This is a genomic window from Caballeronia pedi (assembly GCF_001544915.2).
GTDB classification, from domain to species: domain Bacteria; phylum Pseudomonadota; class Gammaproteobacteria; order Burkholderiales; family Burkholderiaceae; genus Caballeronia; species Caballeronia pedi.
The window spans coordinates 1-21,600 of the sequence record NZ_FCOE02000015.1 but is presented as its reverse complement, the minus strand read 5'-3'; the positions used below and the strand labels follow the sequence as shown (position 1 = coordinate 21,600).

General features: G+C 60.3%; 14 protein-coding genes. 1 reads left to right on the top strand and 13 read right to left on the bottom strand.

The genetic code is table 11. The features are described 5' to 3' along the window. The 13 genes from fliE to AWB80_RS21980 all read right to left on the bottom strand — a co-directional run bounded on the left by fliE (position 1) and on the right by AWB80_RS21980 (position 10,714). Positions 1-297, bottom strand: a complete 297-nt coding sequence (fliE, locus tag AWB80_RS22040) for a flagellar hook-basal body complex protein FliE (protein WP_244206659.1) — start codon at positions 295-297, stop codon at positions 1-3. Further along, positions 294-755 carry a flagellar basal body rod protein FlgC gene (gene flgC, locus AWB80_RS22035; RefSeq protein WP_061176781.1) on the bottom strand — a complete coding sequence of 154 codons (462 nt, stop codon included), beginning with the start codon at positions 753-755 and terminating at the stop codon, positions 294-296. Before flgC ends, fliE begins: the two co-directional genes overlap by 4 nt. Positions 756-761: 6 nt before the next feature. Further along, positions 762-1,127, bottom strand: a complete 366-nt coding sequence (locus tag AWB80_RS22030; RefSeq protein WP_061176780.1) for a hypothetical protein — start codon at positions 1,125-1,127, stop codon at positions 762-764. A 22-nt stretch (positions 1,128-1,149) separates the two neighbouring features. Beyond that, entirely contained in the window at positions 1,150-2,286 is a 1,137-nt protein-coding gene (locus tag AWB80_RS22025; protein WP_244206657.1) for a flagellar basal body P-ring protein FlgI, read from the bottom strand. A gap of 5 nt (positions 2,287-2,291) precedes the next feature. After that, a complete protein-coding gene (locus tag AWB80_RS22020; protein ID WP_061176778.1) occupies positions 2,292-2,882 on the bottom strand; it encodes a flagellar basal body L-ring protein FlgH in 591 nt (196 codons plus the stop codon). Beyond that, positions 2,879-3,697 carry a hypothetical protein gene (locus AWB80_RS22015; protein WP_143328118.1) on the bottom strand — a complete coding sequence of 273 codons (819 nt, stop codon included), beginning with the start codon at positions 3,695-3,697 and terminating at the stop codon, positions 2,879-2,881. Before AWB80_RS22015 ends, AWB80_RS22020 begins: the two co-directional genes overlap by 4 nt. Further along, a complete protein-coding gene (locus tag AWB80_RS22010; protein WP_061176776.1) occupies positions 3,697-4,488 on the bottom strand; it encodes a flagellar hook-basal body protein in 792 nt (263 codons plus the stop codon). Before AWB80_RS22010 ends, AWB80_RS22015 begins: the two co-directional genes overlap by 1 nt. A gap of 2 nt (positions 4,489-4,490) precedes the next feature. Next, positions 4,491-5,192: a flagellar hook-basal body protein gene (locus AWB80_RS22005; protein ID WP_061176775.1), complete on the bottom strand. Its 702-nt coding sequence runs from the start codon at positions 5,190-5,192 to the stop codon at positions 4,491-4,493. A 48-nt stretch (positions 5,193-5,240) separates the two neighbouring features. Continuing rightward, a complete protein-coding gene (locus tag AWB80_RS22000) occupies positions 5,241-7,325 on the bottom strand; it encodes a flagellar biosynthesis protein FlhA (protein ID WP_244206655.1) in 2,085 nt (694 codons plus the stop codon). A gap of 44 nt (positions 7,326-7,369) precedes the next feature. Further along, positions 7,370-8,440: an EscU/YscU/HrcU family type III secretion system export apparatus switch protein gene (locus AWB80_RS21995; protein WP_087131505.1), complete on the bottom strand. Its 1,071-nt coding sequence runs from the start codon at positions 8,438-8,440 to the stop codon at positions 7,370-7,372. A 3-nt stretch (positions 8,441-8,443) separates the two neighbouring features. Further along, positions 8,444-9,202 (bottom strand): flagellar biosynthetic protein FliR, encoded by a 759-nt coding sequence (locus AWB80_RS21990; RefSeq protein WP_061176774.1) that lies wholly within the window; start codon positions 9,200-9,202, stop codon positions 8,444-8,446. 3 nt (positions 9,203-9,205) lie between these two features. After that, a complete protein-coding gene (locus tag AWB80_RS21985; protein ID WP_061176773.1) occupies positions 9,206-9,472 on the bottom strand; it encodes a flagellar biosynthetic protein FliQ in 267 nt (88 codons plus the stop codon). 84 nt (positions 9,473-9,556) lie between these two features. Then, entirely contained in the window at positions 9,557-10,714 is a 1,158-nt protein-coding gene (locus tag AWB80_RS21980) for a tetratricopeptide repeat protein (RefSeq protein ID WP_061176772.1), read from the bottom strand. 401 nt (positions 10,715-11,115) lie between these two features. Between AWB80_RS21980 and AWB80_RS21975 the strand changes: the two genes are divergently transcribed. Next, a partial coding sequence (locus AWB80_RS21975) for an RHS repeat protein (protein ID WP_143328117.1) occupies positions 11,116-21,600 on the top strand: 10,485 nt, incomplete at its 3' end.

Below are 21,600 nucleotides of genomic sequence, written 5' to 3'. Positions count from 1 at the left end.
CTAGATTTGCATCCGCATCAATTCCTGGTATCCCTCGACCAGTTTCGAGCGCACCTGAAGTGCGAACTGCAATTGAAGGCGCGCGTCTTCGAGCGCGAGCATGACTTGATGCGGCGGCACGTCCGCATTCAGTGCGAACGCCGCGACGGCGGCATTGCTCGTCCGTACGGCCTCATCGACGTGCTCGGCACCGTCGACCAGCAACGTGCTGAAGGATGCCGAGGTCGAAGTGCCTTGCGTCGTGGACGCCCAGACCGGGTTCGCGAAATCGTACGCGCCAATCGACTCGATATTCACGCCTTGCTCCCGAGATCGAGCGCGCGCATGTACATCGCGTGCCCGGCATTGAACATGATCGCGTTGGCCTCATACACGCGCAGCGTCTGAACCATAAGCGCCATCTCTCCGGCCTGGTCGAGGCCGGGGTATTGCACGAAGCCTTGTGCGTTCGCGTGCGGGTGGGCTGGGTCGTAGACCAGACGAGGCTGGGCATCGGTGGTTTCGATACCGAAGGCCTGCACTCCTGAGAAATTCCTGCTCAGATCGGACGGCGCCATTGCGCTCATTTGCGTATCGAAGCTCGTCTCTGACGCGCCAGGCATGCGCGGGCCCGAGACGAGCCGCATCGGCCGATAAACGCCGCCGCTTGCCGTACGCGTCGTGCCTGCGTTGGCCAGATTCTGCGCAATGACTTCCATGCGCTGATGCTCGACATCCATACCCGAGCGGGCGATGGCAAAAATTGCATTCGACATGACGCGTCACGCTCCCTTCACAGCGAACGATTGCATCTGCAGCGTACGATCGAGCATGCCAGTGAGCAGCGCATATCGTACGGACGTCTCCGACGCAGTCGCGATCTCCTGATCGAGTTTCACGCCATCCAGCGCATCGGATTGCGCAGGGGCCACCGACCAATTCACGCTGGCCACGCGGCCCATCCACTGGCGCGCGTCGTCGCCGGGGTGAACGGCGGCCGCATCACGCAAGGCTTCTTCAAATGAAACGCGTGACGGCACGAATCCGTCCGAACTGGCGTTCGCGATATTGTTGGCGGTGGCGGCTTGCCGCGCGAACAGGCCATCGAGCGCTTTGCTCGCGATCAGTGAGAGAGGTTCCAAATACATATTCGGTAGCTTGAAGAAGCGATTATTGGACGATGAGATCGGCGTACAGCGCGCCTGCGGCCTTGATGGCCTGAAGGATCGAGATCACGTCTCTCGTGCTCACGCGTGCCTTGGCGAGTGCGCGAACCAGGTCGCCCACGGTGCCATTCGGAAACGATGCAGCGACGGACTGCCCCGATTCCTCCACCGACAAGTCGGTGTTGCCGATGACGAGACTGCGCACCCCGGGCCCCGCCAGTTCGACGAATTCAGGCTGCGATGCCTGATATTGCGTGACGACCGAGACACGAATGTCGCCGTGCGAAATCGTGATGGGAGAGATGCGCGTGTCGCCGCCCGACACGACCGTGCCCGTGCGCTCGTTGATGACGACCCGCGACGCCTGGTCGGGCGCAACCGCCAGATCCTCGATCCTTGCGACGTAATCGTTCATGGCCGATGCGCTTTGCGGCGCACGCACGGCGATCGTTTTGGCGTCGAGCGAACGTGCCGCGCCTTCACCCATGCTCTGGTTGATTCGCTGCGCAATGCGGCGCGCGGTGCCCGAGTCCGCGTCCTTGAGCACGAAGTGCAACTGACCATCGTCGGTGACGAGATCCGCACGGACCGGAACCTCGACCGTCGCGCCGAGTGGAACCACGCCCGCGGTCGGATGGTTCTTCTGCCGGGAGTTGCCGTTGGCGTCATACCGATATCCACCGACCGACAACGGTCCCTGCGCAAGCGCATAAGTCTTTCTATCGGGGCCACGCAGCGGTGTCATGATGAGCGTGCCGCCGGCCAGACTCCGTGCGTCCCCCATCGACGTCACATTGATATCGATTCGATCGCCGACGTCCGCTGTCGGCGGCAGGGTGCCGGTCACCATGACCATGGCGACGTTTCGGCTTTGAATCTGGTCTTGCGTCACCGCCATATCGAATTGCGACAGCATGTTCGACAGCGCCTGGCGCGTCGCCTGAGAGCGCGGCGAATCGCCTGAGTTCGCAAGGCCTGTGACGACGCCGTAGCCCACCAGCATGTTCTCTCGCCACCCGAGAAAGCGCCCCAGATCCTTGAGCCGGACCTCGGAGGTCGCTGCACGCGCTTCCGGAGCGGGCCAGATGTGGCTTGCTGCGATCGCCAGGCCGAGGGTCAGTGCGATCAAGCTGCGAGTCATAAATTTCACCATAATCCGAGCCATGCAAACAAACGCGGGATCAGACCCGGACGTGACCGATCAGTGATGAACCCTTCGCCGGTATAGTCGATCTGCACATCGGCCAGGCGGTTGGACAGCACTGTATTGTTCTGCGCGACGTCCACGGGACGCACGCGCCCCTTCAGGCGAATCTTGGTTTTTTCGCCATTGACGTCAATGTTCTGATCGCCGGAGACAATCAGATCGCCGTTCGCCTGCACGTCGATCACAGTCGCGCTGATCTGTGCGAGCAAGCGCCCCGAGCGCTCAATCTTGCCCTTGCCGCCGTAGTTGTCGCCCGCGCCGACCTGCGCCATGTTTGCGCCGGCATACAGCGTTGATACTTTGCCGTTGACCGCGAACCCCGTGTTGGTGGACGTGTCGGCACTGTTGCTTGCCGATGAGGTCTCATAGACCAGCACGGTGATGAGGTCGCCTGGTTTCGCGGCACGCCGGTCTGCCGTCATGGACTGGAACCCATCTGCGTCGAACAGATTGGTCGCACGCGCGTGAGTTGTCGCGAGGAGGGTGACGAGAAGCGCTGTGCCAGAAAGAAAGCGTGAATATCCCGTCATGGCTGTCTTACCGAGACGTGCGTGGAGATGGCCTCAGCTTCGGACGCCAGCGCGGCGATGACTCGGGCGGGCTGGTCGACCTGAGCAATCATGCGGTGCGAAATGGTGACGCCGCCCGAAGACGCGACGAGCGTCATGGGTTCCCCTCGGCGGACCTGAGCCAGTTTCGACACGGGCAGCGCAGGGATGAGATCTCCAGGGGCAAGCTCATCGACCGCTCGCACCAGGCGCGTATCACGTGCGTATGCAACCCGGCGGAGGCTACCGGCGCCGCAGGACACGCGAGTAGCCTCGACATCCGCGAGACGAATGGCGTTCGCCGCTTGGACGCTTTCCTTCACGCGCATGCAAGCGTGGCCTTCTTTTGACGCCCCTTGTTCGCCATCCGGTGTGGCGAATTGGGCAAGGTAGGGCGCCCGCAGTACGACCACGAACCCGGAGGCATCGGGCTTGGCTTGAAACCACGGAGTAAGACCTGGCATTTCGCGGCGCACGGTCCGGGCCAGTGCCTGCACGCCGATTTCGAGGCGGCCAGCGCGTTCCGGTAGGGTAGCAACGACCAGCGATGCCGCGGCCTCTTGCCATTCCAAAGGCAAAGCGGTGACGTTGGCTACGTTGCGCAAGCGCACCACGTTCTCGGTCACGTATGCCCTGTCGAAAAACTCGACCGGCCGGTTCTGAGCATACTTTTCCGGGGATGCGAGCGCCGACAACGCCAGAACCGCGCAGCGCACCGCGGCCAGATGTCCGTAACGTGTGTCACGCCTCGAAAAGCGTCCGCGCGCACTCGGACGCTGTCTGATTGCGGGCATCATCACCGCTTCAATCCGTTGGCGATCGACATCAGCTCATCGCCTACCTGAACGAGCCGGGCATTGGCCGCATAGGCACGTTGAAAAAGCATGAGGCTCACGAGCTCATCGGATAACGAGACATTCGATCCCTCGCTGTAGCCCTGCACGATCGTGCTGCTGATATCGTCGCCGGGCTTCGCGCGCGTGAGCGTCAGACTGTCATCCTGAGCGCGAAATATGCCATCGCTTTCCGACTGAAGCACGCGCGTGTCCGAAACAGTTACGAGTTCAATCTGCCCAAGTTCGAGCGGCTCGCTTTGATTGGGCACGACTGCCGTGACCTGACCCTCGGTGCCGATGGTGATGTCAGTCGCATCGCGGGGCACGGAGATCATCGCCTTGAGCGCTTGACCGTTGGGCGCGGCGAGAAAGCCGTCTGCGCCCACGTGCAGGGTGCCGCCGCGCCACAACCGGGTTTCGCCCGAGGTGGAGTCCGCGCCGAGTTCGATGAATCCGTCGCCCTTGATTGCGACGTCCAGTGCGTTGCCGGTCGCGTGCAGTGAGCCGGGCACGAAACTATGCAAAGTCGGGTCAGCCACGACCCCGGATGCCGTGGACACGCCATGGCTATTGGTGAGGTCTGGGGAGCGCGCATCTGTGCGCTGAGCGCTTCCGGTCAGCAATTCGGAAAACGATACGATGCCACGCTTGAACGAGGCCGTATTCATGTTCGCGATGTTGTTCGCCGTGATGTCGACGGCGGTCTGCTGAGCGTTGAGCCCCGTGGCACCGATATAGAAGACGTTATTCAAGATTACATGTCTCCGAGACGTTGCAGCACGGTGCCCATCATGTCGTCGTAGGCGTGCACGATCTTCTGGCCGGACTCGATACGGCGCATCGCCGCCATCATCTGAATCATGTCGTTGGCGAGCGTGACATTCGATGATTCGACGAAGCCTTGACGGACCTGTAGATCATCGACGCTCACCGGGTTCGCGGCGTCGGCGACGAAAAAGCCGCCGTCCAGGCGCCGCAGTTTCGACGGATCGTCAAACGCGACGACCTTTAGGGTCGCCACCGGATTGCCGGCGTCGATGACCGTTCCATCGGGCTCGACGTGCCAGTTGGTAGAGGTCACGACCACATCGCCGGCCGAGCCTTGAAGCGGCCAACCGTTGCGGGTAAGCAAGCGGCCCGAATCGTCGCGTGTCAGCGCGCCCAGTCGCGTGTAAGCGGGGCCGTTCGGCGTGGCAACCTCGAAGAATCCGTCTCCGCTTATCGACAGATCGAACGGATCGCCCGTGTGAACGAGCTTGCCTGCTGAGAAGTCTGTCGCGACCTTGAAGGTGGGCGTACGCGCGCTTGATGGCGAGACCGAGTCAATCATGTCGTCGAAAGCGACTTCCCGTTTGAAGCCGGATGTGGCCGCGTTCGCCACGTTGTGACCCGCAGTCTCCACACGGCGCGTCTCCAGTGCGATGAGATTGGCGCCGAGCGCCATGATCTTGTCCATATGAGCTGATATTTTGTTCGAAACGTGATTCGGAAACCGGAGTGAGCATCACGCCGCAACTGGTACGGAAGGCGGGTTCGACTGCTGCCCGGTTGCTGACTGAGCGCCGCGTGGCGTGTTGGGCGGGCTTGCATTCAGCGCAACCATGGCAAACGAGCGCAGATTGATCTGATGCGGTACTTCGTTCATCGACAGGACGACGAGGCGTGGCACGGTGCGCCGCGTGAATGTCTTGAGGTGTCGACGGATGTCGGGACGACACAGCAGTACGGGCGTCAGGCCTTGTCGCATCATGACGTCCGATTGTGTTAGAAGACGCGACAGGAAAGCCTCGGCCGAGCGTGGATCGAGCAGAAACGAGGCGTTCCCGTCGGCACTGTTCAGATTCTGCGCGATGCTTGCCTCGAGTACGGGGTCGAGCGTGAGGACGGCGAGCGTCTCATGCTCGCCTTGCGCGGTCTGACAGATCACGTGTCCCAGTTTTTGCCGCACCGTTTCCGTGAGCAAGACTGGATTCTTCTCGTGACGTCCGTAGTTGGCGAGCGTTTCGACGATGAGGTCGATGTTTCGAATCGGGACATGCTCGGCGAGCAAACCTTGCAGGACTTGCTGCACGTCGCCGACCGAAAGCATATTCGGCACGAGTTCCTCCACGAGACCGGGCTGTCGCGTGCGCACGCTTTCGAGCATCGTCATGAGCACCGCGCGCGAGAGCAGTTGCGGCGCGTTGGCACGAATCACCTCCGTGACGTGTGTGATCAGGACGGTAATCGGGTCGACATTGGTGTAGCCGCGCGCTCTTGCCTCGGCCTGTTGCGCCTGCTCGATCCAGACGGCGGCCATGCCGAAGGCCGGATCGCGTGTGGCGATACCGGCGATCGGGACCGGTTCGGCGCGTGCGTTGATCGCGAGGGTACGCTCTGGATGGAGCGCCGATTGACCGAAGCGGCTGCCAAAAATGCTGACGCGATAGTCGTTGACCGGTAGTTCGGGTCCGTCGCGAAACACCACCGGCGGCACCACCAGGCCGAGTTCCTCCGCGAATTGAGTGCGAAAAGCGGCGATGCGGTCGGCCAATACCGTCTGCATCGGCATCCAGGCGGCGCTGATGGAAGAGCCGAAGCGGACCTCGATTGCTGCGAGCGGCGTGGCTGCGTTGTCGGCTTCATCTGTGCCCGCCGTACTTTCTCCGGACTTCGAGGTTGCCGCCGAGCCGTCGCTCGAGGCGGATGCGTGCTTGATCGCGAAACGCCCGGCGAGCGCCAGCGCCGCAAGCAGCACCAGGGGCCACTTGGGCATGCCCGGCAGCAGGAGGAGCGCCGCGACCGCACCGATCACGAGAAACTGAATCTTGGGGAACCTGACGAGCTGGCGTAATACCTCGTTGCTCAGTTTCCCATCAGCCGAGGAGCGCGTCACGATGATGCCGGTGGCCACCGAGATCACGAGCGCGGGCACCTGGGTAACGATGCCATCACCAATGGTCAGCAGTGTGAAGATACGCATGGCCTCGCCGAGCGACATGCCCATTTGAGCGACGCCCACCGCCCAGCCGCCGAGGATATCGATGAGCAGGATGACGATGCCGGCGATGGCATCGCCCTTGACGAACTTGCTTGCGCCGTCCATTGACCCGTAGAAACCCGCTTCCTTCTCGAGATCCTTGCGCCGGCGTTTGGCTTCATCCTGATCGATGAGACCCATGTTCAGATCGGCGTCGATGCTCATCTGCTGACCCGGCATGGCGTCGAGCACGAAGCGCGCGGCCACTTCTGAGACGCGTTGCGCACCGGCGGTCACCACCACGTACTGCACGACGATCAAGATGAAGAAGACGATCAGGCCGATTACGAAATTGCCCTGCACGACGAACTCACCGATCGCCGCGATTACCTGGCCTGCCGACGCGCCGGACAGAATGAGCCGGGTCGCCGCAATATTGAGTGACAGCCGGAAGAGCGTTGCGATCAGCAGCAGCGAAGGGAAGGTCGAAAAGTCGACCGGGCGCAGCACGTAAAACGTGAGCAGCAGAATCGTGAACGCGAAGGCGAAATTCACGATGATGAAAAAATCGAGCGCACCCGCGGGAATCGGCGTGAACAGGATGAGCAGGATCACGACCACGCCGAGCACCAGCGCGAGATCCGACTGATGGCGCAAGCGTGCCAGCAAGCCGATCATACTTGACCTCGCTGCGAAGGCGCGCGCTTGGCGCGCAAATATACCGCTGCGGCTTCGCGGAACAGATGCGCGGGAATTTCGCGTTCGAAGGCCGCATCACGATAGAGTTGGCGAGCGAGCATCTTCGATTCGATCACGGGCACGCTGTAGACGAATGCGAGGCGCTTCAGTCGCAGCGCGAAGTCACCGGCGCCGCGCGCGATGAGCTCCGGCGCGGCCATCGTTGCTGAGTCATATTTGAGCGCAACGGCGAAGTGCGTTGGATTGGTGACGAGCACATCGGCCTGGCGCATGTTTCTCATACTGGCCGAGCGTTGCAGCAACTCGCGCTGTAGTTGTCTGCGCCGTTGCCTGATACGTGGATCCCCTTCGCGCTGCTTGTGTTCCTGACGAATCTCGTGGCGGCTCATGCGCATCTTCTTGGCGAACGCGCGGCGCACGATGACCTGGTCGATCAGCGCGAACACGACGGCTGCGCAAAGCAGTGCGGTGCACAGGCTCAGACATTGGCGCAGCAATGCGACGCACAGGGCTGAAGTGGAGAGCGGCGCATGAACCGATGTCGTCACGATCGACGCAATGAAGCGCCAGATGATGACGCCATACACGAGCATCTTGATGCAGGCTTTCGCGGCCTCGATCAAGGACTGCATGGAGAAAATGCGCTTGAACCCTTGTGCGGGGTTCAAGCGACTCATGTCCGCTTTCAGCGCACTCGGCGCAAACAGGAGCCCCGTCTGCATGACAGATCCGAGCAGCGCGGCACCGACCGAAACGCCGACGAGCGGGGCGACGAGGTGTGCCGTTTGCTTCGCGAGAGATTCCGCCAGCGTCAGCACCGCCTGTCCGTTCGACGCCAGGTAGGCAGCATCGTGCAGCGCGCGCGCATCGAGCGCGGCGAGTCGAGCGGCGAGTCGATCGCCGCGCGCCCACAGATATCCTCCGAACCCTGCCAGACCCAGGACGACGCCTGCATCCGGGCTGCGAGCCACCATGCCCTTTTTGCGGGCTTGCTCGAGCTTGTACGCGGTGGCCTGCTCGGATCTGTTTTGTTCGTCCGCCGACATCCCTTACTCCAGCGACGAAACAAAGCGAAGCGCCGAGTCGAGCAGGCGCAGCGTGACGGGCGCGATCAGTCCAAGAGACATCGAGGCGACCACGAGCGTGACGACGGTCTTCACCTGAAGTCCCAGCATCAGCGCGTTCATCTGCGGCAGCGTGCGTGAAAGAAATGCGATCGACACGTCGATCAGAAAGAGGCTCAAGATCACCGCGGAGGCAGCGGCGAGACCCAGACCCATTACCGTGCCGAAATACTCGATGATTTCCTGTGGCCCGACGTTGAACACCAGCAGGCCTGGCGGAAAGAGACGGCTGAGCGTGGCGAGTAGTCTGAGCAGACTGCTGAGACCGTTGGATGAAAAGAAGATCACGCCTGCGACGAGCATGAAAATCGTGCCGAACAAGGGCGCCTGTTGACGTGAGCCGGGATCGATGACCATCGCAAGCCCAAAACCGGCTTGCACGTCGATGACGCGGCCGGCAAACGATAGGGATGCGAACATCGCCTGGAGAGCGAAGGCGAGCGCAAGCCCGAACATCAGTTCCACGCACGCCGCGAGCACCAGGTCACCGTTGCTTAGTGTGAGAAGCTCGGTCGAGGAATTCGCATCGGCCATGCAGGCGGCGAGCGAGAGCGCAATCAACACACGCACGCGCACGGGTACCCGCAATTGCGACATGGGCGGCGCAATCACGAATAGTGATCCTAATCGGAGAGAAAGCAGCAATGCGCACAGGGCCCAGTTCGTGGTGACTTGGATCGCCATCGCTCAGCCCAGAGAAGGGATGAAGGTATAAAGCGAAGTCGCAAAACGAGCGAGGCGACTCAACATCCACGGCGCCATGACCGCAAGCACGATGGCGACGACCGCGAGCTTGGGCACGTAGCTCAGGCTCATTTCCTGAAGCTGCGTGACTACCTGAAACACGCTGACGGTCAGACCCACGATCAGGCAAGCTGCAAGCACGGGCCCGGCGATCACGAGACCCGCCCACATCATTTGAGCCATGAATTGCAGTGCCTGGTCGGCGGACATGATTCGACTTCTACCAGCGATTCCGAGAGATGGGCGCGATTGTAGCGATCAAACTGAATGCGTCGTAACGAGTGGCTACGAATATTACGAATTCCCATGTTCGTTGACTGTCCGCAGGGATCGAAGGGATATCAGCTCACTGAGCGTCTCTCCGTCAGCGCCGAACGGACTACGGAGCGCACGCTGCAGGATCGCCTCGGACTGCGCCTGATCCCCCGCATTCGCAGCGAGCATGCTTGACGCGAGCGCTGCAGCAAGGCAGTTGCGATCGAGTCGGAGTGCCGTAGTGACCAATCTTTTTGCCTCCTCTGTGCGACCTTCCCGACAGGCGATCACCGCGAGCCCGCCCGGTGCCTCCGCCAATCCGCGATCCACAATCGCGGCATGCTCGAATCGCGCGCGCGCGGTTGCAAGATCCGATTTATAGAGATGGGCCCATGCTGCCGCCACCCACGATCCCGCGTGACGCTGTAACGCGGATGCGGCTGCATCGAGGGTATCCGCCGCGCCCTCGAAGTCCCGCTGCGTTAGTTGACACAGGCCCACGCCGAGCATGGCACGCCCGCTTTTAGGGGATGCCGTAAGTGCGCGGCGCAGCAGAACTTCTGCCTCGGCTTGTGCGCCATCGTGCAGCGCGAGCAAACCGAGCACGGTCTGGCTGTCAGGTGCGTCGGGCGCGAGTAGCGCGAACCGTCGCGCATTCTCGAGGCGCTCGGCGTCGAAACATGCTGAGGCGAGTGCGCCCGGAAGTCCGGCATCGATCACGGCGTCTCGCGCGTGACGTTCTCCCAACGCCATGGCCCGGTCGAGTTCGCCTTGATGATGCGCGACCCGCACGGCGAGTGTCACCCCTGCAGGCACCGCGTCAAGCACTGTTTCGTCCAGCAGAGCCGCCGCGGCGTCATATCGTTCCAGCATCGCATGGGCATACGCCATGTTGTAGCGGAGCACCGGAGCATGATGAGTGGCCTCGAGCGAGGCGAGGTGAATCAACGCGCCCTCAAAATCTCCTTCAGACAGAGCGAGCAGCGCTTGAAGATTGACCATCGCGGGCGGCAACGAAGCGTGCGAAGCGTATCGCTCGATCAGGCTTTGACACAGCGCTGGCTGACCTGCGTCGAAGGCGCTCGAGGCGGCTTGCTGCAGCAGGCCTGGATTGTGGGGATCCTGTTCCAGAAATCCTAGCCACTTGGCGAGCTCGTGGGCAGCGTTAGACGGAGAGGGTGCGGGAGTAGTCGGCATGGAAAGTCTCTATAGAAGCGGCTCGATTATCGGCGCAACGCGAAGGAGCGTCCATCGTTGACTGAGGTCGGTGGGGTGATCAATCCAACGCGTAGCTTGTGCCTCGACATCCCAGATGACCAATTCGTCAAAAATCGAAAAGACAAAGGCGAGCTGATTACGCTTGCCGCCGGCTTCTGATAGCAAAGTTCGCCGGCCTTGGTCACACCTCGCACAATTTCGAGCGCCACGAACGTCGTAGCGTTGATAGTTAGGCATCGAATGTAAAGCATTGCGAAAAGTCGAGCGGTTTATTTAACTGACCGCGAATTATCCCGACAACTTGATCATGGACTGGGGTCACTGAGCCGGCATCACTGAGGCGGTATCCCGGAGAGCACATCAATCAGGTTGAGGCGAGAATGGTATCGATCGTTACGGGCAATGGGCTCGGCGTGCAAACGTCATCGGAGAGAATGGGCGCGACCGGGCATGTCGGAGAGGCATCCTTCGGGCAGACCGGGGAGCGCATCTACGTCAACGCGGCCACGGGCAATCTGATCATTGAAGATCAGGATCAACTGCTGATTGGGCGAGGGGTGAATGGTGCAGTCAATCGCGCCTACAACAGCCTTGGCCAGATTGCTGGCGACAATTGGCAACCGGGCGGTACGCGCTCGGTGGGTGGTTTGACCGGCACATTAAACACGGCAGGAAGCACCGTTACCCGGACGGACTGGGATGGCACCACGGTTGTCTACCAGTACGACGCGGCCAAGCTGTGCTATGTGTCGACGGACGGTGCGGCGGCGTATATCGCGGATTACGCGGCTGGGCAACCGGCCATGTTGGACGTTTCAATCGCGGCACGCAGCACGTTGACGTTCGACTCGGCATCGAATGCATGGAAATGGAACGATGCTCAGGGCGCGCTCACGGAGACCTATGACGCGGCTAAAGCCGGGCGCCTGATCGCCGCGCGCGATGTCGACGGCAACACGGTGACCTACACCTACAGCGCTGCGGGCTTGCTGTCTCAGGTCACGACCGACAGCGGCGACGTCACCAATCTCGATTACAACGCGTCCGGGCAGTTGACCGCATTGGGCACCGTCAGTCGTAATGCGAGTGGTCAGTTGGTCACGTCGACCGCTGTGCGCTACGCCTACGACACGCAGGGGCGTTTGTCGCAGGTCATCGTGGACTTGAGTCCGGACGACAATAGCATCGCCGACGGTCAGACTTTCACCACGACCTATACCTACGATGGCAGCAGCAGTCGTATTTCGACCATTACGCAATCCGACGGGGCCAAGCTCGCGTTCACTTATCTGTTGGTGGACGGTCAATATCGTGTGAGCACGATTGCAGAGACGGGTGACGCAGGAGCCGTGCGCGTAACCACGCTTACTTACGACACGTGGGCTAAAAAGACCACGGTGACCAATCCGCTGGGCTATAAGACCTCGCTTGCCTATGATGCCGCCGGGCGCCTTCTCGTGCTGGACGACTATGCGGGGCGCTACGCTACCTTCACGTATAGCGAGAAAGGTGATCTGACATACTTCGAGGATCACATCAAAGGCGTCCGTCTCTCCTACGATGCTGACGGAAAATGCACGAATGTTGGTCTGAATAATTCCGAGGTCGTTCGGACATACGATGAGAACAATCATATCCTGACTGAATCGGTACACGATAACAAGCACAGGGACAACGGCTTCGGAGTTGCTGGTTTATTTACGACTCGCTATGCGTATGATGCGCACGGCCATCTGCGATATGAGGTCGGCAGCGGCGGGAATATAACGGAGTACAGGTACAACGCCGCGGGACAGCTCGTTGCGAAGATCGAATATACAGGTTCGATGTACGACGTCAGTGGGCTGGACGAGAAAACGGCCATCTCCATGGCGATGCTCGATAGCTGGGTTGCGAACTGCCCGGACCCGAGCGCTGCGATTCGCACCGACACGAGCTACGACTATCGCGGCAACATTGCCTCCGTTACCCGCTACGCCAAGTTGCGCGCAGACGGCACAGGCGACCTGACGAATGATGTCAGCGTGACGCGCTACGTATATGACCCGTTCGGTCGTCTGTTGCAGCGTTATGTTGGGGCGACAGGTGATGAGCATTGTGAGCAGTTTGCATACGACGGCCTTGGACGTCTGTTGGCGTCGACGAACTTCGATGGCGCACGCACGACCTATCAGTACGACAGCGCTCAGCACACCGTGGCCATCACGTTCGCGAATGGTTTGACGCGCATCTCGGCCTATGACGCGGCCGGCGAGCTCATCGCGGTGACCGACACCCGGGCGGGTCAGGTCTTGTCGCAAGTCCGGAACGCGTATGACGTGAACGGCAGACTGCGCATGACCACGGACGCCAACGGTGGCGTCACGCACTACCTCTATAACGCTCGAGGACAGTGCACCGCGCAGATTGTCCCGGACGGCACGTTGACAGAGTACGTCTGGTCCAACTATTTCACATGGGTCGATAAGACGATCACCTACGCGACGCGGCTGACGAGCGCTCAGATGGCGATGCTCACCGATGCGCAAGGGCGGCCCGTCGAATTCAAGGAGTCTTCGCCCTTTACGATCGATTTCTGGGGATTTCGTCCGCCGACGAGTGCCGCCGATCGTGCTGTCTGGTATTTCTATGAGGGTTGGAACTACCTCGATCATACGGTCGACTCGGACGGAGTCGTCACGCGAACCTTATTCGATTCGTTTGGCAGACCCGAGAAGACGATTGTCTTTGCCAACCGGTTGAACTTCAACGGCAACCCGCCATCGGAGCTTCCCGCGCCTAATGCGGACAAGGATCACGCGACTCGCTACTTCTATGGTCAAAACGGTCAGTTGGTCGGAGAGCTGGACGCGCTCGGCTATCTCACCGAATACCGCTACAACGGCGCAGGCGAGCGTATTGAAACGATCCGCTACGCCAATGCAACGAACGCGTCGCAACGTGCGACGGGAACGCTTGCCCAACTGATTCCGGGCGGCAACGCACAAGACGTTCATACCCGCTATATGTATGACGCGCGTGGATGGTTGATCGCGGAAGTCGACGGTGAGGGCTACATGACGCGCTACCGTTACGATGCCACCGGCAACGTGATCGAACGCACGCGCGGCGCCAGAATCGATCTGGGTGCGGCTACCGCGCCTCAGCAGGTACAAGTCAGTTTCCGCTCTGCGCTGATGGGTTCATCTCAGCCCGCTTCTGTGGAGGTCTGGATCGATGGCGTGATGGCCGGGACGGCGACAGTGTCGTCATCGGGGCAGGACTATGCGTTCACGGCCTCGAACTACGTATCGCTCGCGAATCACACGGTCGAACTGCGATGGCCAAAGGGCGCGTCGATTTCGGTATCGGAACTCACGGTCAACGGCCGTCTGCAAACGCAGACCGGATCGCCGGTGTGGGACAACGGGGGCACCGACAAGGTTGCGGTGCAATTCGAACTCGACGTCGCGAGCGCATTGGACTCGGCTGTGCTGCCCGGCGAATTCGAGCGCACGACGTACCTGTACGACGCGATGGGACGGTTGGTCGATACGACCTCGTATTCGGTCGGCGCAGATGCTAACGCGCGATATGCCTACGACGCGATGGGACACCTCGTCAGCGAGACGCATGGCAACCGCACTTCGACTTATCGCTATGACGAACAAGGTCGGTTGACCGCGCAACTGAGTGGTGAAGGCAGCGCAGCCCTCGCGGCGCTGGGCGCCAATCCGTCGCAATCGCAGGCGGACGCCGTCTGGGACGCGTGGGGCGTGCGCTACGGCTATGACGCTGCGGGATTGCGCACGTCGATGACCGACGCCAATGGCCACAAGACGCTCTACTACTACGATACGGCTGGCCATCTCACTCACGTGGTGAACGCGGCGGGTGAAGTCGTCGAGAATCAGTACGACACCTTGGGCGATATGACGGCGACGATCGTCTACGCGACGCGTCTGACAGCCCCGGTGCTGGCGTCTCTGGCAGGTGGATCGCTCACTGCGGCGCTTGCGCAGACGTTCATCGCGCTTGGCAATGATGGCGAGGCTTCGCGCACGACCTTCAGCTACAGTACGACCGGACGGCTCTTGAAGCGCACCGACGCACTTGGCGCGAGCACGGACTATAAGTACGACGCGTTTGGCGCGCTCGTGTCGAAGACTCAGGACCTTGCTGCTGGCGTACGCACGACGACCACGTACGATTACGACAGCGTCGGACAACAGATCCGTCAGGTGAGCGACGCCGGCGGACTGAACCTCATCACGCAGGCCATTTACGATGCATTCGGTCGAGTCACGCAATCCGTGGACGCGACGGGCGTCGTGCGGCAGCAGGCCTATGACCGCAACGGCAACGTGGTCGTGCTGACCGACGGCGTTGGCAGCCGAACAAAGCTGACCTACGATGCCTTCGGCAATGTGCTGACGCGCACCGATCGTACCGGCCACACCACGAAGTACGAGTACAGCGCGTTCAACCGGAAAGTGTCGGTCACGACGCCCGAGGGCATTCGTACCGTCACAAGCTACAACGAAAGCGGGCAGATCATCGGAATCACGGACGGTCGAGGCAATACGACGTCCTATACCTACGATCTCGATGGCAATTTGATCCAGACGCAGAACCGGCTCGCGACCACGAAGCAGACCTTCGATCATGCAGGACATCTGATCCAGACCACCGATGCTCGCGGCGTGAAGACCGCGTTCTCCTACGACGCGGTCGGTCGCGTGCTCACGCGTACGGTCGATCCGGGTGGCCTCGCGCTCGTGACTCGCTACGAATACGACGCAAAGGGCGCGCTGGTGCGCACGACCGACCCGTCCGGCATGGTCACGCAGACGCAATACGACCTCGACGGGCAAGCCGTGTCGGTAACGACCGATGCGTCCGGGCTGAAGCTGCGCACCGAGTTCGCGTATGACAGCGCCGGACGGGTGGTGACGATCACCGAAGGCGCTGGAACGGCATCGTCCAAGGTTACGCAAAAGACCTACGACAATCTCGGACGCCTGGTTTCATCCACGCTCGATCCGGCGGGGCTGAAACTGACGACGAAGTACGCCTACGACGCCAACGGTAATGTCATCGCGGTGACGGACGCCGCGGGCGGCGTGACGCACTACGCCTATGACGCTGAAGGTCGGCAGATCTGGTCGGTCGATCCGATGGGCGCAGCCGTTCAATCGGTGTATGACGCTGAAGGGTGGCTGATATCGCAGCAGCGCTTTGCAAAAACCATCTCACTGAGCGGCCTGCCGTTGGCGGCGAGTGCGGAGCAGATTGCCGCGAGGGTTACGACATGGACGCAGCGCGACGAGCTCACGCGTTACGCCTACGATGCCGACGGGCGCTTGCGCTTCGCGCTCGATGCGCTCGGTTACGTAACCGAACAAACGTATGACGCGAACGGCAACGTTATCTCACGCACCGCATACAGCACGGCAGTCGCGCTGAGTGGATCGCCGGATGCGGTGGCGCTGTCGAGTGCCCTGCAAACACAGACGAGCGCCATGCACGCGAACGACCGGATCACGCGCACGGTCTACGACGCGGCCAATCGCCCCGTCTTCAGCATCAATGCGCTTGGCTACGTGACGCAAAATCGCTATGACGCGAACGGCAATGTCGTGGGCCAGACCGTCTACGCGACCGCATGGACCGGCACGGGCAATCCGACCGAAAGCCAGCTCGCAACATGGCTCGCGTCGCCCGGTGTTGCGCGCGCAGATCAAGACCGCAGCACGACATGGATTCTCGATAACGCGGGCCGGGCGGCCTATGTGGTGGATTCGGAAGGCTATGTCACGGCGAATCGCTACGACGCTGCCGGACATCTGGTGCAGACAGTGCGCTATGCGAGCCGTTACGAAAACCTGCGCACGGCGAGCTATGCACAGGCGCCGGGTCAACTGCCGTCGACGCCGCCCGCCGACGCGGTGGTGACGAAGTATGGCTACGATAGCGTGGGCCGTCTGACCGATGTGACCAACGCGTTGGGCTTCGTCACCCACTACGTGCTGGATGCGCAGGGGCGCGCCATCGATACGACGGTGGCGTACGGGTCGGACCAGCAGTCGGTGACGCACGCGGTCTATGACGCGGCGGGCAATCTGATCGAGCAGACGCGGGCCTGGGGTACGCAGATCGCGTCGACCACGCGCTACACCTTCGACGGCATGGGACGCGTGTTGACGACGATCGATCCGCGAGGCGTGGAGCTTGCTGAGCGCGATACTGCGGCGGCACTTGCCGAACGCAAGAGGCTGGGTTACGTCGACAGTTCGGGCAATGGCCTCAGCGCTGCTGCATTGACGCAGCAGCAGCGGGCCGAGCTGCTCGCTAGGTATACGTCGAGAAATACGTTCGATGCGGACGGCCAGCTCATCGAAAGCGATGACGCGCTCGGTAACAGAACACGTTACCAGTACGACGCGTTCGGCAACCGGGTCGCCGAGATCAATCCGGTATTAGGCAAGGCAACATTCTTCTACGACAAGCTGAACCGATTGATTGCGCAGGTCAGCCCGAACTATTCGGTGGTCAAGACGGATTACGACGCGTTCGGCGAGCCGGTGCAGGTCACGCACTACGCCGAGTACAAGTCCGGCGAGACGGGCGGCGTCTGGTATTCGGACGGCTGGACGTACGAGCTGTCGCAGTTCCTGCCTGCGTCGAACCCTTCGGATGCCATTACGCGGCTCGAGTACGACCGCATGGGGCAGCTCATCAAATCGACCGATGCGGAAGGGTATGCGGAGAAATACACCTATGATGCGTTCGGCAACCGGACGGGCTATACCAACAAGCTGGGCGGTGCTTTCACGTACACCTATGACCGGCGCGGATTGAAGCTGTCGGAGACACTGCCTGTAAACAATGAGGCTGGCCGACTCGCAACCACTACGTATGAATATGACGCCCGTGGCAACCTCATCACGTTGGTCGAGAATGCCAAGCTGGACTTGCAGGATTGGCAGGTGGGAGAGCGAAGAACGGATTATGTCTATGACTTGGCGGATCGGGTTGTGTCCAAGACCAATCCCGGGACCTATTTCACGCTCTATGTGCCGACTGTCGAGCGATACGACTACGACGCGCGCGGCAACCTTACCGTAAAGACCGATCCTAACGGCAATAAGACGACGTGGTACTACGACGCCGCCAATCAGCGCGCGGGCGAGGTCAACGCGCTCGGCGGACTCACGCTGTGGACGTTCGATGCGGCGGGCAACATCGTCAGCACGCGCATCTATGCCGACCCGGTAACGCCCACGTCCGGATCGCAGCCTCCCGCGCCGGTCAACGCCGCGAATGTACGGGAAACGCGCGTCACTTACGACGCCGACAACCACATGATCGAATCGCGGGTCATGAATGTCGCCAACGGGTATTTCGATCCGACCGTAGGCGAGGATCAGCGCGGCGCGTACTTCATCACATCCGGAAGCGATCTGGTCACGAAGTATGAATACAGTGCGTTGGGTCTCGTGGTCGCAAAGATCGACCCCGAGGGCAACCGCACGATGTACTTCTACAACGGTACGGGACAGTTGGTCGGGCAAGTGGACGCGAAGGGTTACGGTATAGCGTGGACCTTGAATGCACAGGGCGACGTCAGCCAGGAGATCCAGTTCGCCCTGCCTTATCCGGATCCTATCAGCAGCTCGGCGACACCCGTCGGAACCCTGCCGAGCGACTGGCCGCGAAGTGGCGACGATCGCATCACCAACTACACGTACGACCGGCTCGGACGCAAGACCAGTGAGTCTCGCCTAAACGTGCAGTATGCAAAGGTGGACACGAACGGCAAGCTCCAGCAACTGACGGGCGACGCTACTACCCGTTACACCTATGACGGCAATGGCGACCTGCTGCGCAAGGTGGATGCAAACGGCAGCCAGTACGACTACACCTACGACGCACTCGGACGCCAGACAAGCCAGATTTTGCCGCAGTTCGCGGACTATCAAGGCCGACTCGTCCGTTCGACCACGACCTTCATCTACGACGGCTTGAACCGCGTCAGAGTCGAGCAGATTTCGGCGGGCGACGGCTCGCCCGCGCAGGAGTTCAAGTACAACTACTGGGGTGGGTATGGGCTGTACTACATCACCAGCAACAACGGCTACGCGTCGACGTATTTTGGCTATGACGCTGCTGGGAACATGACCTCGAGCAGTACGGGTTTCGTCGATGCGGGAGGCGAGATGTGGGAGCACCTCACGCAGATTGGCTACGACAAGCTCAATCGTGAGGTGTCGCGCATTGAGAAATCGCGGAACTGGGTCAATAGTTACCTTGTGTTGCCGGGAATGCAGCTCGAGTTGAAGTACAACGCTTTCGGCGAGCTAACGGGCAAGCGTACGAACGGCGGCGGGCTGGGCGGCTCATGGCAGGAATACGCCGACTACGACAACGCTGGCCGGGTGGTGCGCACCAACTTCGGCGACGGCATCTCGCACCTGTTCATGTATGACCGCAATGGCAATGCGACGTTGAAGGTCGAGTCCATGAACACGGATTTGCGCGGCGTGAAGGTCGATACGGGAGAAGACCTGAAGACGCTGTTGCAGAACATCGACATGATGCAGACGTATACGCGCTATGACGAGCGTAACCAGGTCATTCAGATTCGCCAGCCGAAGACGTCAGGCGGGGTGCCGTATATCTTTTTCAGTCCGGTGGATATCCCGATCGATGGTGGGGAGTTCGCTAATACGCAGTTGAGTATTGCGGGGTGGTTGGAGCCGTCGGGGAGGCCAGTAACGGAGCCGGCGAAACAGGTTGAGGCACAATTGAGTTTCCCGATGGAGACCAAGGCCGCTAGTGTAAATGTTGCGTTAGATGGATGGGTAGGGGGCGTTGGAGTTTCGTATCTTGAAAAAATTGAAATCGGCGGTATTCCGGACCTGACGTCCTATTACGGTGACTATGAGATTCAGGCTATTGTCCGCGTGCGGGCCTATGGATTGGATAACAAGCTAAAAAATGATTCTGGTACGGTGACAGTATCGGGAAGGGCCGCTAGCACTCTTGATGTTCTATTGGATTGGCGCCAACCCAAGAATCAATTTTTTCTACGCATGGAGTACGAGGTCGAGCTTGTAGTATCGCCCTTGAGCGGCGGAGAAAAGCAGACGTTAGGCAAGCTATCCAGAAACCCGATTTTCAATCTGGATACCCACGCCATTCCTGAAGCGACAAGTGACTTGAATTTGTCCACCATGCCGCACGGCGTCCTTAACCTCAACCTGCCTAAACAGGGTACTGACAACGTTGTTACGGCAACCGCAGTTGTCAGTGCGGACCGCTCATCCCTGTCGATAAGTCTTTCTTCTGATCTTACCGGCACTTTTGGAGCCTATCAGTTGAGCGTAGCCTTTTATGGCCGGCTCATCGGCGCGTATTCTGCTGACGGAACGAAACAGCAAAGTGACTACTACCAGGACATTGAGTATATAACCTCCGAGGTGAATGGGACTCAGATATCGATTCCTCTAGCAAAACTGTCTCAGTATATTGGGTATTCTTTCACAGCAGATATTGTCGCTGTGCCCATGAATGGGCCGGAAAGGCATGTGCCCCTTGGAACGATTTCCATTGCGAACCTTTTCACAAACAATCCTTTCGCCTTGGAAGAACTGTCGTACATGGGGGTAAAAAAGGAGGATTTGGGCGCATCGAAAACTCTCTCGATTGGAACCGTGGGGAGCAACTTTAGTGTTGCGCAGGACACATTTGCCCATGCGCAGGGCGCGGTGTACTGCCGGCCGGCTGGTTCAACAGCAAACTTTCAGATACTCCCTGCCATTGATCAATCGAATGGTTACGCAGTTAATCTCGCCAATTTGCCGAGCGGCGATTATGAAATGATCTTCATGGCGGTCAGCGACGGGGGAGACGGCCCGGCAGGTACCCTGCTGCGCCGAGACGGTTATCGGGTACATATCCCGCCGTCTGGTAGCCCGAGCGTCACAGATGACGAGATTCCTCAAAAGCTTGCAAGCGAACGCGCGGGCTTCACGGTGGGCGCTTTAGGGAGCTATCTGTGGTCCGCGCCCCAAGTCCTGAACCTGTATTCGCTGCAAAGCAACGAGAATAAGTTAGCCGATCATCTGGACGTGCATATACGTAAAGCTGGCGATGCAGGCTGGAGGATTGATGTACCGGTGTATCGCAACCCGGTTACGGGGGCCTTCACTTTAGACATGTCCGCCTACGGTGCCGATACTTACGCGCTGGACATCGACTTGTATGATGCGAACGGCGTCAAGATTGATGCACTACGCGGTGCGCTCGAACTTCACGGGGGCGATGCCTCGCCGTCGTTCGTACTGGGCTATCTTGCCGATTTCAAGTCAAGTGTGGTGTTCCATACGCAACCCGCCGACACGGACTATATGGTCGTGTCGTGGTTACAGGACGGCACGACCAAATACGCGACGGTGCGCAAGACCGGGGGCGACTTTATCTGGGATACGACCCAGTGCGGCCTCCAGTCCGGCACGCGCTACTCGATCAAGTTCACGTCCTATGACCCGTGGGGTATGCCGCTGTGCATGGGGCAAGGCGACATCACAATCGGCGAGAACGCAAGCGCGACCCTGACTGGCAGCACGCGCCCGTCGATCATGCAGTTCACACCGACGGACAACAAGGGCGTCGAACTCAGCAACGTCGAGACCCTGACGCTGATGTACCGTAAGTCCACGCAAAAGGACAACGACTACAACCGCGAGTTCACGACAGTGACGCTGACCCGGGACGCCGCGGGCCGCTTCCTGTTCGACGCGGGCAGCCTGCCAACGAACGCCGAGTACGAATATCGTTATCTGGCCAAGGATGCATCGGGCAACGTGGTGATGGAGCGCCAG

Coding starts and splice junctions, on each gene's coding strand:
- AWB80_RS22020 (WP_061176778.1), bottom strand. CDS start 2,882: ATGACGGGATATTCACGCTTTCTTTCTGGCACAGCGCTTCTCGTCACC.
- AWB80_RS21995 (WP_087131505.1), bottom strand. CDS start 8,440: ATGTCGGCGGACGAACAAAACAGATCCGAGCAGGCCACCGCGTACAAG.
- AWB80_RS21985 (WP_061176773.1), bottom strand. CDS start 9,472: ATGTCCGCCGACCAGGCACTGCAATTCATGGCTCAAATGATGTGGGCG.
- AWB80_RS21990 (WP_061176774.1), bottom strand. CDS start 9,202: ATGGCGATCCAAGTCACCACGAACTGGGCCCTGTGCGCATTGCTGCTT.
- AWB80_RS22015 (WP_143328118.1), bottom strand. CDS start 3,697: ATGATGCCCGCAATCAGACAGCGTCCGAGTGCGCGCGGACGCTTTTCG.
- AWB80_RS22005 (WP_061176775.1), bottom strand. CDS start 5,192: ATGGACAAGATCATGGCGCTCGGCGCCAATCTCATCGCACTGGAGACG.
- flgC (WP_061176781.1), bottom strand. CDS start 755: ATGTCGAATGCAATTTTTGCCATCGCCCGCTCGGGTATGGATGTCGAG.
- AWB80_RS22025 (WP_244206657.1), bottom strand. CDS start 2,286: ATGACTCGCAGCTTGATCGCACTGACCCTCGGCCTGGCGATCGCAGCA.
- AWB80_RS21980 (WP_061176772.1), bottom strand. CDS start 10,714: ATGCCGACTACTCCCGCACCCTCTCCGTCTAACGCTGCCCACGAGCTC.
- AWB80_RS22030 (WP_061176780.1), bottom strand. CDS start 1,127: ATGTATTTGGAACCTCTCTCACTGATCGCGAGCAAAGCGCTCGATGGC.